Origin of the sequence: Riemerella anatipestifer (genome assembly GCF_035666175.1) — a bacterium.
Taxonomy (GTDB): Bacteria; Bacteroidota; Bacteroidia; order Flavobacteriales; family Weeksellaceae; genus Riemerella; species Riemerella anatipestifer_D.
In genome coordinates, this window is record NZ_CP142016.1 from 550,604 (window position 1) to 565,071 (window position 14,468).

Sequence of the window (14,468 nt, forward strand, 5' to 3'; positions counted from 1 at the left end):
TATGAATTTACAAACCAAACTAATCGGTGAAATAGTAGCAGACGACTTCAGAACGGCTACTGTATTTAAAAAATATAAAATAGACTTCTGCTGTAAAGGAGACCGCACCATTGCTGAAGCATGTGAGAAAAAAAATATAAACCCACAAAAGGTTTACGATGATTTGGCACAGATACCTTCTACAGAGATTGCTGAGATAGATTTCAAATCTTTCCCACTAGATCTTCTAGTAGATTATGTAGAAAAAACTCATCACCGCTATGTGGAAGAAAAAATCCCTATCCTACAAGCCTTTTTAGAAAAGCTTTGTAAAGTTCACGGACAAAGACACCCTGAACTTCTTGAGATAAAAACATTGTTTAATAAGTCAGCTCAAGATTTATCAGCTCATTTAAAAAAAGAAGAACTCATTCTCTTCCCTTTCATAAGAGTCATGGTAAATACCAAAATATCAGGAAAACCTTTTGTGGCAGCCCCTTTTGGAGCAGTAGAAAATCCAGTTAATATGATGAAGCACGAACACGATACAGAAGGCGAGCGTTTTAGAAAAATTGCTACACTAACATCTGATTATACACCACCTGCAGACGCTTGTAGCACATACAAAGTTACCTATGCTATGCTTGAAGAGTTTGAGAATGATTTGCATCGTCATATTCATATAGAAAACAATATTCTTTTCCCTAACGCAATAAAATTAGAAAGTGAACTTTCAAACTAATCATATTTCTAAATAACACACTCTATATCAACAGGAAGTGTATTTTCAAGTACACTTCCTTTGAAAAAAATCACAATTTCTTTTAATCACACAAATAAAGGATATCGTGAAACAATTTAATCCGTAAAAACACAAAAACATGAGTCTAGAAGTAGACAACTATTTCATAGAAAAAACAAATGCTGTTAAAAAACGGTATCATAAAGATGACATCATAGTAGAAGAAGGAATGATATCTCGTTTTTTTTATTATCTAGAGCAAGGGGATTTGTGTGTGTATCATTTTACTGAAGATGGAAAAGAGTTTTTACAACATAAGGTAAGAGAACATACTTTTTTTGGTGAGCCTGCTACATTACTAGAAAAACCTTTCCCAGGAACAGTAAAGGTGACTTCAGAAGAGGCTCTAGTTATCAAAATTGAAAGAGCTAAATTCATGGAATTTCTCTCTTCACATCTTGATTGGAATATAGATTTTATGAAAACTATAGCCGCGAAAGCATTGGGTAGAAGTGATGCTCTAAAAAATATTATTTTTCAAAATCCTGAAGAAAAAATCCTGAATCTTTTAAATAATTATAAAAAAGGCAAAAAAGGAAGAAATGCTTATAAAATTAACAAGAAACGAAATGGCACAGATGCTAGGACTAACAGTAGAAACAGTAATAAGAACCATTAAAAAAATGGAAAAAAAAGGACTATTAAAAATATTGAAGGGAAAGGTTCACTATTAAAAAGACTGTACATGAATAAAATATCAGATAATTTTTTGGTAAAATTAGGACTATTCAACTTTCTTTTAGTAGCGATTTTAGGTGCTATAATGAGGTATAAGATTGTTTGGTCTATGCCCTTTTTCAATCAAAAGCATCTTCAGGAAGCTCACTCACATTTTGCTTTCTATGGCTGGGTAAGTTCAGTAATATACTTGCTCATGATATACTCTACAAGAGAAACATTATCAACCAAGCAGTTGCATACATACAAAACCTTTATTATTCTAAATTTTGTAGCATCATACGGCATGCTATTTTCCTTTTTGTACGGAGGTTATTATTGGGGTTCTATATTTTGGTCTGCAATGGCTTTATTTCTAAGTTTTGGAATGTTATTTTTATGGATAAAGGACTATAAACATATACAACATCCTTTTAAAGTTTGGTTTCTAGGAGGTTTATTTTTTGCTGGATTTTCTTCCTTTGGCGTTTTTAGTTTAGCTTATATGAAAGCCTTTGGAATTATTCATCAATCCTTATATTGGGCTTCCACATTATTTTACCTACATTTTCAGTACAATGGTTTTTTTGTACTATCATGCATAGGCATTATTCTCAGCTCTTTACCTTTACAACAAAAAGATTTATATAAACACAATCTTATTTTTGGAGCATTTGCCTTATCTACATTATGCTCTTATACCTTATCTATCAGCTGGATTGACAACTCTAAGTGGCTTTTAGGAATATCACTACTCGGAAATATCATTCAACTTTTAGCAATATATGGGTTAGCTCACCTAATAAAAAAGCACTTTAGAGTTTTTATAAAGAAATATACTTTATTAGAAAAGATAATTTTTAGTGTTGTTATTATATCTTATCTTATTAAAGTACTATTACAACAGATTTCAATTATTCCAGAAATAAGCCAATGGGTTTTTGGATTCAGAATGATAGTCATCGCTTATCTTCATTTGGTACTATTGGTTTGCATTAGTAGTTTCTTGTTACTTCAAATCATTGTAAAATATGGCTTTTATCAATCTAAAATAGTCAAAACAGGGTTAATTTTATATTTAGTATCTATCATATTGAACGAGTTAGTACTTGCTCAAATTGGGTTATTATCCTTGGTCAATATGTATTGGCGTTGGTCTCCTGTAATGTTATGGTGGATTTCTGTTGCTCTTATATTAGCTATTACACTCATTTTTATCGGATTGAAAATAAAAAATAAAGAGGAATGAAATTCCTCTTTATAAACAATAAAATTTTCTCCCTCATGTGTTAGCTTCCCCGAGTGTCCATCTTGAAGAATCTCCCATGAGATAAGATTTCCCTCAAAAATCGGATTACCCTCGTGATTAGTTCCTTTGGCATTAAGTTCATATTTTACACCATCTTTTTCTAAGTTTACCGCTACCTCATCACCTTTTGCAAAGTAAACTATGGTAATAGAGGTACCATCTGTACCCTTATAGGTCTTTTGGGGCTGTACAAGACTTTGTTCTGCCGTAAGATTTGGAGATGGTGTTGTTGTAGTTCCTTTGTCATTACACTCTATGAATACTCCTGCTACTACACAGGCAAAAAACAGGTATACTATTTTCATAAAACTATGGTTTTAGACTCAGGATATATTTTACCATTTTTTTTGCATTTTCTTCACTCATACCAGAGTGTGGAGTCATTGGAACCTCTCCCCAATTCCCCTTCCCTCCTTCAACTATTTTTTTTGCAAGCATATCAATATCTGCATCAGTGTATTTATTTGCTATATCCTGATAGGAAGGCCCTACCAATTTGGTGTCCACTTTATGACATCCTAAACAATCCGCTCCTTCTATAAGTACCAATCCTTCGTCTTTGTTAGGTAAATTTGTATTTTCTTTAGGAGCTGGTTCTTCAAGCATAATATTACTTTCTTTAGCTAGACTATTTTCTTTCTGTTCATCTTTTTGATTACACCCAATGATAGCTATAATACCTAGTGTATAAACCAATATTTTTTTCATAATAAAAAGATTTTTATAAAATTATCATACAAATGTCAATAAATTAAACCCAATATTTTATGATTCGAATCATAAGCTACAGCCCTACTATAAAGGTACCTTTGTCAGAGAAACATTAATACCTATTTGTAAAATGAAAAAGCTTAAATTATTTTTAATGAGTGGGGCAGTTTTGTCCGCTTTATCATGCGGCGGAAACAATAAGCCTGAAGATAGTGTATCTGTAACCTCTACAGAAACAGCTCAAAGTAACGAAACACCTTCTACAGAAGGAAGCTATGACCCTCAAGTAGGGCTAGGCAAATTTAATACTAGTAATGTAGATGTAACCAAATTTGATGCAACCATGGCTTCCGAAGGTGAAAAACTTGCAGAAGTCAAGTGTATTTCTTGTCATAAACCAAGTGATGAGAAATTAGTAGGACCAGGCTGGAAAGGTGTAACCCAACGCCGCACCGCTCCTTGGATTATGAATTTTATTACTAATCCAGACCCAATGATTGACAAAGACCCTGAACTACAAAAACAACTAGAACAGTGTATGGTAAGAATGCCTAACCAAAGTTTAAGCGATCAAGATGCGAGAAATATATTGGAATATATGAGACAAATTGATGGTGCAAAATAAAACATTACAATTATGAAGATAAATAAAATATTAGGCTATTCGGCACTATTTCTAGGGAGCATCTACGCCCTAGAAAGTTGTAAACCCAAAGGGACGGAAAATGCTGTAGCTGGTGATGCAGCAGAAAAAGTATATGTGGCACCGGGTAAACATGACGAATTTTATAATTTTGTCAGCGGTGGTTTTAACGGACAAATGGGAGTCTATGGTTTACCTAGCGGGAGATTACTAAAAGTAGTTCCTATATTCTCCGTAAATCCCGAAAATGGCTATGGTTACAGTGAAGAAACTAAGCCCATGTTAGAAACTTCACATGGTTTTATTCCTTGGGATGACCAGCATCACCTTGAACTTTCACAAACCAATGGAGAAGTTGATGGGCGTTGGATTTTTGCTAACGCTAATAACACACCTCGCATCGCAAGAGTAGACCTTTCTAGCTTTAAAACAGTAGAAGTTTTAGAGCTACCAAACTCCGCAGGAAATCATTCATCTCCTTTTATTACAGAAAATACAGAGTATGTAGTAGCTGGAACTCGTTTTTCTGTACCTACTGATGATGCTAATGGTGATGTACCCATTAATAGTTTTAAAGAAAATTTTAAAGGCGTAATTTCCTTTGTAAAAGTAGATAAAACAACAGGAGAAATGAAACTGGCTTTTCAAATAGAAGCCCCTGGAGTTAATTTCGACTTATCTCATGCAGGCAAAGGTAAATCTCATGGCTGGTTTTTCTTCTCTTGTTATAATTCAGAGCAGGCTAATAGCCTATTAGAAGTTAACGCTTCTCAATTTGACAAAGATTTCATCATGGCTTTAGACTGGAAAAAAGCAGAAAAATATGTGAAAGCAGGTAAAGGGAGAAAGGTAAAAACCCAATACGCACACAACAAATGGAATGAGGAAACCCATACAGGTAGTTCTAAAATGGAACAAGAAGTAACGGTGCTGTCAGCTAAAGAACTTAAAGATTTATGCTACTTTATGCCAACACCTAAATCACCACATGGGTGTGATATAGACCCTACAGGTGAGTATATTGTAGGTTCGGGTAAATTAGCAGCTCTGATTCCTGTACATAGCTTCAGTAAAATGCTGAATGCTATCAAAAACAAAGAGTTTGCTGGAGAATATGACGGCATTCCTATTCTAAAATACGAATCTACCCTACACGGAGAAGTTCAAAAACCTGGTTTAGGTCCTCTTCATACAGAATTTGATGATAAAGGTTATGCTTATACTTCATTCTTTGTTTCTTCGGAGGTTGTAAAATGGGATATCAAAACTCTCAAAGTTTTAGATCGTCAACCTACATTCTATTCCATAGGACATTTAATGATTCCAGGGGGAGACTCTAAGAAGCCTTTCGGTAAATATTTGGTAGCTTATAACAAAATTACCAAAGATAGATTTTTACCTACAGGTCCAGAACTAGCTCAGTCTGCACAGTTATATGACATTAGTGGTGATAAGATGAAACTTTTACTAGACTTCCCTACATTTGGAGAGCCTCATTACGCACAAGCTCTTCCTGCAAAACTCATCGCAGATAAACAAGTAAAATTCTATGATATTTCTAAAAACAAACACCCTTATGTAACCAAAGGTGAAGGTGAATCTAGAGTAGTTAGAGATGGTAATAAAGTTCATGTTTACATGACCTCCATCCGTTCTCATTTTGCTCCTGATAATATTGAGGGTATTAAAGTTGGTGATGAAGTTTATTTCCATGTAACCAATCTGGAACAAGACTGGGATGTCCCTCATGGATTTGCGATTAAAGGTGCAGAAAATGCAGAACTCCTTATTATGCCTGGAGAAACTTGCACGCTTAAGTGGATTCCCAAAAAAGCAGGAATGTTCCCTATGTACTGTACTGACTTCTGCTCTGCTCTACACCAAGAAATGCAAGGCTATGTAAGAGTTTCACCAGCAGGAAGTTCAACACCTCTGTTGTTTAGCCTTAACAATAAAGCAGACAACGCCCAAGGTCCAGTAAAAAAAGCTGAAACTAAATAAAAAAAGAAAGGGCGGACCTCTACCGCCCTTTACAAATACAAATAATAATAAAAGACAATAAGCTGCAATGAAAAACAATAAACTATCAATACTTTCTGTTCGGCTGCTTATTTTATGTGCTGTAGCGCTCATAGTAAGTATTTTTGTCCCTATTTGGGTAATTTACTTAGAAGCCCCACAGTACCCTGAAGGTCTAGAAATGTACCTCCATGCCAACAAAATTTCTGGCGATTACCAAATCATTAATGGGTTAAATCATTATATCGGAATGAAAGAAATTCATCAAGAGGATTTTTGGGAATTTAAAGTACTACCCTATATTTTAGTATTTTTTGCAGTTTTTGCTTTTGCAGTGGCTTGGTTTAGAAAGATTATAGGACTATACTCGTTCTGCATATTATTCACACTATTTGGTATCGCCTTTATGGTAGATTTTTATTTATGGGAATATGATTATGGGCATAACCTTAAACCAGATGCAGCCATTGTAGTTCCTGGTATGACCTACCAACCTCCTCTCTTAGGCTATAAGCAACTCCTAAATTTTGGTGCATACTCCTACCCTTATACAGGAGGCTGGATAATGATAACAGTAGCATTAGTTGCACTTATACTTTCTTTTTTTGGCATTGTTAATCTGATATATTTTTTATAATTTAGCCTAATGAAATGTACCAAATGTCAATCATCCAATAAGATTAAAGCAGGCTTTGCCAGAGAGCGACAGCGATATAAATGTAAAGATTGTGGCTATTTTTTCAGTGTTGAGAAAAAATCAGATGTAAAAACACTAGAACAAAAGCGTCTTGCTTTAGAAATGTATCTAGAAGGGTTAGGCTTTCGAGCCATTGGGAGGCTATTAAATATTAGCTATGGAACAGTTTATCAATGGGTTAAGAAATGGGGAGAATCTGTAGAGCTTCCAAAAAATGAAGTTCCTATTGAAATAGTGGAATTAGATGAGATTCACAGCTATGTACAGCATAAAAAAACTACTGTTGGAGCTGGATTGCTGTTGATAGACTTAGAAAAAGGTTCATCAGTTTTATTAGTGACAAACGGGACACAAAAACCTTCTTAAAACTTTGGGAGCAATTGAAAAACAGAAATATAAATGTTTTTTGTAGTGATTATTGGAAAAGTTATTCAGAGCTGATACCCAGTGAAAGACACGTAACCTCCAAAGCAGAAACCTTTACAGTGGAGGGATATAACAGTAGAATAAGGCATTATTTGGCGAGATTTAAAAGAAAAACAAAGTGTTACTCTAAGTCAAAAACAATGTTGGAAAATTCTTTAAAACTTTTGTTCTTGAAACTAAATAATGAATTGAATATAATAATTTAACAATACCCTTTTTTTGAATTTAAAAACACTAAAAATTAAATCTTATGAAACATTATATTTTAACATTATTATTAGCTTTTATCACATTCACTTCTTTTTCATGTAACAACAAAAATGTAGAAGCCATAGAACTAGGTAAAGACCAATGTTCACACTGTAAAATGACAATTCAAGATTCCCGATATGCCACCGAACTTATTACTGAAAAAGGCAGGATATACAAGTTTGATGATTTGGTATGTATGGAAGCCTACACAAGAGAAAATTCACAAAAAATAGGTAACGCCAAACTATTTGTTTCCGATTTTTTAACCTCAGAATTATTCCCTTTAGAAAAGGCATTCAAAATTACAGGGGGACAAGTAAAAAGCCCTATGAATGGTAATATAGCCACATTTAAAAATAAGAATGAAGCTATTAAAGAAGCCCATAGATTACAAGCTTCTGTAATTAATTAAAAAAACATCTTCCAAAAAAAGCCTTGATTAAATTCAGAATGATGCTTTTAAAACGATTACTAATTCTTTTTTGTCTTACAACTACCCTACTATCCTTTGCTAAAACCTATTTTGTAGGAGAAGGAAAGAGGTTTAGCACCATAAAATCAGCTCTCCAAAAAGCTAATAATGGAGACACGCTCATGGTTTATTTTGGACATTACAAAGAAGGTAATCTAAATTTAGATAAGTCAATCACCTTAATTGGCATCAATTACCCTGTATTGGACGGTGAGTTTAGACATGAAATAGTATCTTTTCGGTCAGATTACATCACTCTTCAAGGCTTTAAAATCATAAATTCTGGAGCTGATGAAGTCAGAAATATTGGAGCGGTAAGGTTATATGACAGTCGTTTTTCTGTTATCAGAAATAATATTTTTCAAAATAATTATTTTGGAATTACGGTTCAAAGAGGCGAAAGATGTTTGATTGAAAACAATAAAATTACTACTAATAGAGGGATTTCTCAGGAATCAATCGGAGATGGAATTCATGTATGGTCTAGTAATGAAATTTGGATTAAACGAAATTTCATCTCTGGACATAAAGATGGTATTTACCTAGAAAAAACAAACAACAGCTTCATTTTTAAAAACTTATCCTTAAAAAACAAACGCTACGGACTGCATTTTATGTTCTCACACAACAATGTTTATACTGCTAATGTTTTTAGACAAAATGAAGCTGGGGTTGCTGTAATGTATAGTAGGAATGTAGAAATGAGCTACAATAAATTTTTGAATAATAAGGGTGAAAATGTCTACGGACTTTTACTGAAAGATTTATCATTTAGTAAAATAAAACACAATACTTTTCAGAATAATTCCGTAGGTGTTTTTATGGATGGCTCCTCCAAAATTGATTTTTACTACAACGAATTTAAAGACAACGGTTGGGGACTAAGAATAAACGCTAATTGTATTGAAAATAAACTATTTAATAATAATTTTATAGCAAATATTTTTGATGTAAGTACCAGTGGCAGCATTTTTCTTAACACCTTTAAAAACAACTATTGGGATAAGTATGAGGGCTATGATATAGATAAAGATGGTGTAGGCGATATACCTTTTTACCCTCTAAGTCTTTACGCAGTAATATCAGAACAAAACCCTATGATAATGATTCTTTTCGGAACTTTTTTTGTGGAACTGATGAATCGTTCCGAAAAACTCATGCCAAGTCTTACACCTGATAGTTTTGTAGACGAAACTCCTTTGATAAAACGAAACAATACTTAATGAGTAAATAACTAAATGATAGAAATAAAAAACCTTACCAAGACTTTCGGCAAATTTAAAGCTCTCAACAATATTAATCTTTCATGTAAAACTGGGAGAGCTATTGCTCTTATTGGTCCAAACGGCTGTGGAAAAACCACTCTAATTAAGAGCATTTTAGGATTAAATACTGTTGAGTCTGGACAAATATTGGTTAATGGGAATGATGTTTCAGAAAGCTATCATTACCGTGAAATTATTGGCTACATGCCTCAGATAGGGAAATACCCTGAGAATATGACTATAAGGGAAACTCTAGATATAATTTTAAATAATCGTTCACAAACTAAAAAACTAGATATAGAGCTTATAGATGCCTATGATATAACAAAAATAGAGAATAAAAGAATGGGCAATCTTTCTGGAGGTACAATCCAGAAAGTCAGTGCCATAATAGCTTTTATGTTTAACCCTTCAATAATCATTTTAGATGAACCTACTGCGGGACTTGACCCTATTGCTGCTGAAATCCTTAAACATAAAATCATAAAAGAACAAAGAAAAGGAAAGCTAATTATCATTACGTCACACCTACTCAGTGATTTAGAGCAAATTGTAGATGAAGTCATATTTTTATCAGAAGGGAAAGTGATATTTCATAAAAATGTAGAGGACATAAAGCAAAGTACACAAGAGGATAGCCTATCAAAAGCCATAACAACGATACTAAGACAAGTACAAGATGTATAAAATCGCAAAGTTCATACTAACTGATATTTTAAAGAGCAAAGTTATTGCTGTGTATACGCTCATGTTATTTATTATATCATGGGCCATTCTAGGATTAGAAAGCAATCAGATAAAGGCTAATCTCAATCTACTAAATATTGTACTTTTTGTAGTTCCACTATTTAGTATTGTGTTTTCAGTAATCTACATCTACAACAGTACACAATTCATAGAACTTCTTTCTACTCAGCCTATTAAACGAGATGTAATATGGACGGGAACTTTTTTAGGATTATCGCTATCTCAACTATTAGTATTTTTAGCTGGATGTGGCATTCCCATTATTCTGTATTCTACACTTACTTACGGATTATGTGTCTTACTAGGTGGTATGTTACTCTGCGTAAGCTTTACCTCATTAGCCATGTATAGTTCTATTTCTACTAATGACAAAACAAAAGGAATAGGAATAGCTCTATTCATTTGGGTATTTTTTAATATCATCTATGACAGTTTGTTACTTATCTTGATGTTTCAATTTTCAGATTATCCTATAGAAAAACTAATAGTTGTATTAGCCTCACTTAGTCCTATAGGGCTTACCCGTATTTTTGTACAACTACAGCTTGATATCTCTGGAATGCTAGGCTATTCAGGAGCAATTTTTAAATCAATTTTTGGTTCAGGTGGTGGAGTTTATATTTCTGTTCTTATTCTTCTGATTTGGATTATATTTCCTTTCTTATCAAGTTTACTTAAATTCAGAAAAAAAGATTTATAAATATTATGTTTCATATTCAATTGCTTTGGTCTCAATTAAATAAAAATAAACTTCGGTTTTAGTTTCATGTTCGTTTTTTTGTAACTTCGTAGCATAAGAAGTAAAAATTAAAGTCATGATTTTTAAAGCGATGCTAACAGGAGTAATTTCCATTGGATTACTAGTAGGTTGCAACTCACAAAAGCAATATAATATGAACGAACCTAAAAACATAAGCACACTCACAAAAAAAAATGGAGGGCTATGAACATCTCAGCATAACCCTTCCGAAAAAATCTAACGAAAAAGAGTTATTTCTAGAAATGACCCCTGGCAAGTGGCACAAATTAGATTGTAACTCGTATGGATTACTAGGAAAAATTGAACAGAAAAAAGACCAAGAGACAAATATTTCTTACTATCTCTACGATACTGATGGTAACATGCGTTCAACTATGATGGCTTGCCCTGATATGAAGCTTACTAACAAATTTGTGGTTGGAGAAAGCAAAACTATCAACTATACAAGTGATACTCCCATTATAATTTTCTATCCAAAAGGCTACGAAATTAAACTTAAAGTTAAAAATCAACAAAACGAAGAAGTTCCTATAAAACTACCATAAATCCAATGATATTTACGGTAAGTTTTCGTAATTTTGCGGTTTGATTATTTAAAATAGAACCTATGAAAATAGTCGTTATTGGAGCCATGGAAGTTGAAATAAAGCATTTATGTGATGCTTTAGAAAACCCTATAAAAAAGGAAATTCACTCATTTCAATTTCATATTGGGACCATTGCCAACCACGAAGTTATTGTTTTACTTTCTGGTGTTGGCAAGGTAAGTTCGGCTATAGGGACTTGTTTACTTATCAATCATTTTGCTCCTGATTTAATTATCAATACAGGAACTGCAGGTGGACTGAAAGAAGTTCAAGTTAAAGATATTATCCTCGCTACAGAAGTACGCCATCACGATGTGGATTTAACAGCCTTTGGTTACGAACTTGGACAACAATCTAAAATGCCTCCAGCCTTCATACCTGATTCTTTTTATGTAGAAAAAGCCGAGACTGTCATCAAAAAACACGGCATCAATGCTAACAAAGGGTTAGTCATTAGTGGTGATGCATTTATCAACTGTCCTGATAAATTCCAATGGCTTAAAGACAACTTCCGTACTGCCAAAGCCGTTGAGATGGAAGCCGCGTCTATCGCACAAGTATGCCACCAAATGAAAACACCTTTTATTGTTCTAAGAGCCATTTCGGATATTGCGGGAGAAGGCACTACGGTTTCTTTTGATACATTTGTTACCGAAGCTGGAAAAATCTCAGCAGAAATCAATATTGATTTAATTAAAAGTTTATAGTTGATTTTTACCCAATAATATACTGAAATATGCTATTACATATCCTGTGATAGCACTTATGACAATCAATATAAAAAACCAAAAAATCCAGTTGGCAAGAGTAGCATATTTTCCAAAGATTTTTCTAAAGAAGTGTTTTGTTTTTTGAAATATTTGATATTTCCCTTGATGGCTTAAGGAGTTTCTATTGAACTTAAAATCATCAGATTCATCGCTCAACTCACTCACCAAATCTGTAATTTCAACAACATAATTACCATAAACTTCTCTCAACCAAACCTTTCCCATGACATACATAATAATGGAAGTCATAAACAAGCTAACAACAACAAACATCACTCCATTCCAACTATTCAAATCCAAAAATAAAAGAAATACAGAAAATAATATAGGAACAAACGAAATATAATAAGATTTATAAAGCTCCGTATTAAGCACCAACTCGTACCTAAGATTAAGCAAATTGTGATAGGTCTGGAAATTTTGAGTACTAATAGTTTTATACAACGAATAAAACTTAACAAAATAATAAACAATTATAAGTATTGAAATAATATATAACAACAAAAACAAACTCCCTTGTTGTGCATTTTTTATTTGAGAATAATAAAGCGGAACTATAAGAACCATAGCAAGAAGTGTAGTCCAAAACTCCATTTTCATATTCGCTCGTATTTTTTCCAAAGGTGTTTTCACTGCCTTTTGCTGTTCCAAAGAAATATTAGGAAGGTCTGATATCTTCTCTCTATGCCACAAATCTTTTATATTATCAAGTTCCATAGTATTTGATTTTTTATTGTTGAGTTCTAAGTTCGTTAATCACAGTTTTCAATTTTTGTTTAGCTCTATTTAGTTTCACTCTTACATTTACCTCTGTTATTCCCATTTGAGCCGCTATCTCTTTGCCCGAGTAATTTTCTAAATAATAGAATATAAGTGCTTTATCTATTGCACCTAGCTGTTGTATTGCTTTATACATAAGTTCTAATTGCTGTTGTTCAACATCATTATTTTCTACCTTCTTATTTATCGCACTTAGCTCTATATCAGTAGTATTGATTTTTTTCTTATCACTTCTTAAAAAAACAATAGAGGTATTAAGTGCCACCCGATAAAGCCAAGTAGAAAATAAACTCTTACCTTGAAAAGACAGATACGATTTCCACGCTTGATAAATAATCTCTTGAAACAAATCTTCTTGGTCGTTTTTATTATCCATATACATTTTGGATATTTTAAAAATAACCCCTTTATGCTTCTCTATTTGTTGTAAAAATTCTGTTTCCAGAGACATCATTAGCTTTTATGTAGAGTAAGTATCCAAATCACAAAAATGTTACAAAAATATTTTAATTTATTTTTTTTGTGCTTTTTTTATTATCCTAGGTCAATGCTTAAGGGTAAGGGATTAGGATATCTTTGCTTAAGTAAAAAACATTCAAAATGAACACTAAAAAAATAGAGCTTATCGTCGCTCCTAGACCTGCACATTTTGTAGGAGATGGTTTTAGAGTACACAATTTTATTCCTAGCGGATTTAGATTAGATATGAAAAGAATGGATCCTTTCATTATGATGGATTACAATTCTAAGTTTTATTTTGAACCTTCCCAAACCCCTAGAGGCGTAGGCGTACACCCTCATCGTGGTTTTGAAACCGTAACCATAGCTTATCAAGGTAAAGTAGAGCATCACGATAGTGCAGGTGGCGGTGGCATTATACAAGAAGGCGATGTACAGTGGATGACGGCTGGTAGCGGTGTACTCCATAAAGAATATCACGAAACTGAATGGAGTAAAAAAGGTGGCATTTTCCAAATGGTGCAACTGTGGGTAAATCTCCCTTCTCGCTATAAAATGAGTCCTCCAAAATACCAATCTATACAACACGCAGAGTTTCCTAAAGTCTCTGTTGGCGAAAATAGTTGGGTAGAAGTAATTGCAGGTGAATACAATGGTAACAAAGGTATCGCAAGTACCTTCAGTCCAATACATATGATGAATGCAAGACTAAAAAAAGGTGCTAGAGCTTCATTTAGTTTCCCTGCTCATTTTAACACCGTTGCTTTGGTTATAGAGGGCAACATTATTGTAAACGAAGAGGAAGAAGCTCCTACAGACCATTTAGTTTTGTTTGAAAATAGTGGCGAAGATTTCAACATAGAAGCCCTAGATGATGCTGTTGTGCTTATCCTTAGTGGAGAACCACTCAATGAACCTATAGCCGCTCATGGTCCGTTTGTAATGAACACTAGAGCAGAGATTATTCAGGCTTTTGATGACTTTAAAAACAACAAATTCGGAGTCTTAGAAGATTAACTAAAAGCAGGCTAAAAACCTGCTTTTTTATTTAACTCAAATTTAACTTTTTTTATAAATGCTTTGGCTAGATATTAGTGAGTTTAGCTATATCTTTGGAAAACTAAAGAAGAGTG

At 33.3% G+C, this 14,468-nt stretch carries 18 protein-coding genes; 15 read left to right on the plus strand and 3 right to left on the minus strand.

The window, feature by feature from the left end:
• Position 1: 1 nt before the first annotated feature.
• The 4 genes from ric (at position 2) to VIX88_RS02735 (ending at position 2,687) form a co-directional block, all read left to right on the plus strand.
• Positions 2-721, plus strand: a complete 720-nt coding sequence (ric, locus tag VIX88_RS02725; protein WP_064970931.1) for an iron-sulfur cluster repair di-iron protein — start codon at positions 2-4, stop codon at positions 719-721.
• 139 nt (positions 722-860) lie between these two features.
• Positions 861-1,400, plus strand: a complete 540-nt coding sequence (locus tag VIX88_RS02730) for a Crp/Fnr family transcriptional regulator (RefSeq protein ID WP_004919497.1) — start codon at positions 861-863, stop codon at positions 1,398-1,400.
• Entirely contained in the window at positions 1,360-1,455 is a 96-nt protein-coding gene (locus VIX88_RS12820) for a helix-turn-helix domain-containing protein (protein WP_197695417.1), read from the plus strand. The genes VIX88_RS02730 and VIX88_RS12820 overlap by 41 nt, the downstream gene beginning before the upstream one ends.
• 11 nt (positions 1,456-1,466) lie before the next feature.
• Positions 1,467-2,687 (plus strand): hypothetical protein, encoded by a 1,221-nt coding sequence (locus VIX88_RS02735; protein ID WP_064970929.1) that lies wholly within the window; start codon positions 1,467-1,469, stop codon positions 2,685-2,687.
• Positions 2,688-3,056: 369 nt separating this feature from the next.
• Here the strand turns inward: VIX88_RS02735 and VIX88_RS02740 are convergent, their stop codons facing one another.
• Positions 3,057-3,455 (minus strand): c-type cytochrome, encoded by a 399-nt coding sequence (locus VIX88_RS02740; protein WP_004919507.1) that lies wholly within the window; start codon positions 3,453-3,455, stop codon positions 3,057-3,059.
• Positions 3,456-3,588: 133 nt separating this feature from the next.
• Here VIX88_RS02740 and VIX88_RS02745 point away from each other — a divergent pair, with 133 nt between their 5' ends.
• From VIX88_RS02745 to VIX88_RS02790, 10 genes are all read left to right on the plus strand, one after another.
• Positions 3,589-4,083 (plus strand): c-type cytochrome, encoded by a 495-nt coding sequence (locus VIX88_RS02745; RefSeq protein ID WP_064970927.1) that lies wholly within the window; start codon positions 3,589-3,591, stop codon positions 4,081-4,083.
• Positions 4,084-4,095: 12 nt separating this feature from the next.
• The gene (gene nosZ / locus VIX88_RS02750) at positions 4,096-6,102 is read left to right on the plus strand and encodes a Sec-dependent nitrous-oxide reductase (RefSeq protein WP_064970925.1); all 2,007 of its coding nucleotides are present in this window, start codon (positions 4,096-4,098) and stop codon (positions 6,100-6,102) included.
• A gap of 67 nt (positions 6,103-6,169) precedes the next feature.
• Positions 6,170-6,757, plus strand: a complete 588-nt coding sequence (locus VIX88_RS02755) for a hypothetical protein (protein ID WP_064970923.1) — start codon at positions 6,170-6,172, stop codon at positions 6,755-6,757.
• 9 nt (positions 6,758-6,766) lie between these two features.
• A protein-coding gene (locus tag VIX88_RS02760; protein WP_222535059.1) for an IS1 family transposase occupies positions 6,767-7,449 on the plus strand; the annotation gives its coding sequence in 2 pieces (ribosomal slippage) (positions 6,767-7,094 and positions 7,094-7,449; 684 coding nt in all).
• Positions 7,450-7,493: 44 nt separating this feature from the next.
• The gene (locus VIX88_RS02765) at positions 7,494-7,907 is read left to right on the plus strand and encodes a nitrous oxide reductase accessory protein NosL (protein WP_004919514.1); all 414 of its coding nucleotides are present in this window, start codon (positions 7,494-7,496) and stop codon (positions 7,905-7,907) included.
• Between the two features lie 38 nt (positions 7,908-7,945).
• Positions 7,946-9,190, plus strand: a complete 1,245-nt coding sequence (gene nosD, locus VIX88_RS02770) for a nitrous oxide reductase family maturation protein NosD (protein WP_013447165.1) — start codon at positions 7,946-7,948, stop codon at positions 9,188-9,190.
• Between the two features lie 15 nt (positions 9,191-9,205).
• Complete coding sequence (locus tag VIX88_RS02775; protein ID WP_222535140.1) at positions 9,206-9,919, plus strand: ABC transporter ATP-binding protein; 714 nt, start codon at positions 9,206-9,208, stop codon at positions 9,917-9,919.
• Entirely contained in the window at positions 9,912-10,679 is a 768-nt protein-coding gene (locus VIX88_RS02780; protein ID WP_064969464.1) for an ABC transporter permease subunit, read from the plus strand. The genes VIX88_RS02775 and VIX88_RS02780 overlap by 8 nt, the downstream gene beginning before the upstream one ends.
• Positions 10,680-10,912: 233 nt before the next feature.
• Positions 10,913-11,284, plus strand: coding sequence for an ecotin family protein (locus VIX88_RS02785; RefSeq protein ID WP_237190398.1), 372 nt, complete (start codon positions 10,913-10,915; stop codon positions 11,282-11,284).
• 62 nt (positions 11,285-11,346) lie between these two features.
• Entirely contained in the window at positions 11,347-12,033 is a 687-nt protein-coding gene (locus tag VIX88_RS02790; protein ID WP_064969462.1) for a 5'-methylthioadenosine/adenosylhomocysteine nucleosidase, read from the plus strand.
• Here the strand turns inward: VIX88_RS02790 and VIX88_RS02795 are convergent.
• Positions 12,028-12,813 carry a hypothetical protein gene (locus VIX88_RS02795; protein ID WP_064969461.1) on the minus strand — a complete coding sequence of 262 codons (786 nt, stop codon included), beginning with the start codon at positions 12,811-12,813 and terminating at the stop codon, positions 12,028-12,030. The genes VIX88_RS02790 and VIX88_RS02795 overlap by 6 nt on opposite strands.
• 13 nt (positions 12,814-12,826) lie before the next feature.
• Positions 12,827-13,327, minus strand: a complete 501-nt coding sequence (locus tag VIX88_RS02800) for an RNA polymerase sigma factor (RefSeq protein ID WP_064969460.1) — start codon at positions 13,325-13,327, stop codon at positions 12,827-12,829.
• Between the two features lie 149 nt (positions 13,328-13,476).
• Between VIX88_RS02800 and VIX88_RS02805 the strand changes: the two genes are divergently transcribed.
• Entirely contained in the window at positions 13,477-14,352 is an 876-nt protein-coding gene (locus VIX88_RS02805; RefSeq protein WP_153926413.1) for a pirin family protein, read from the plus strand.
• Positions 14,353-14,468: the final 116 nt, after the last annotated feature.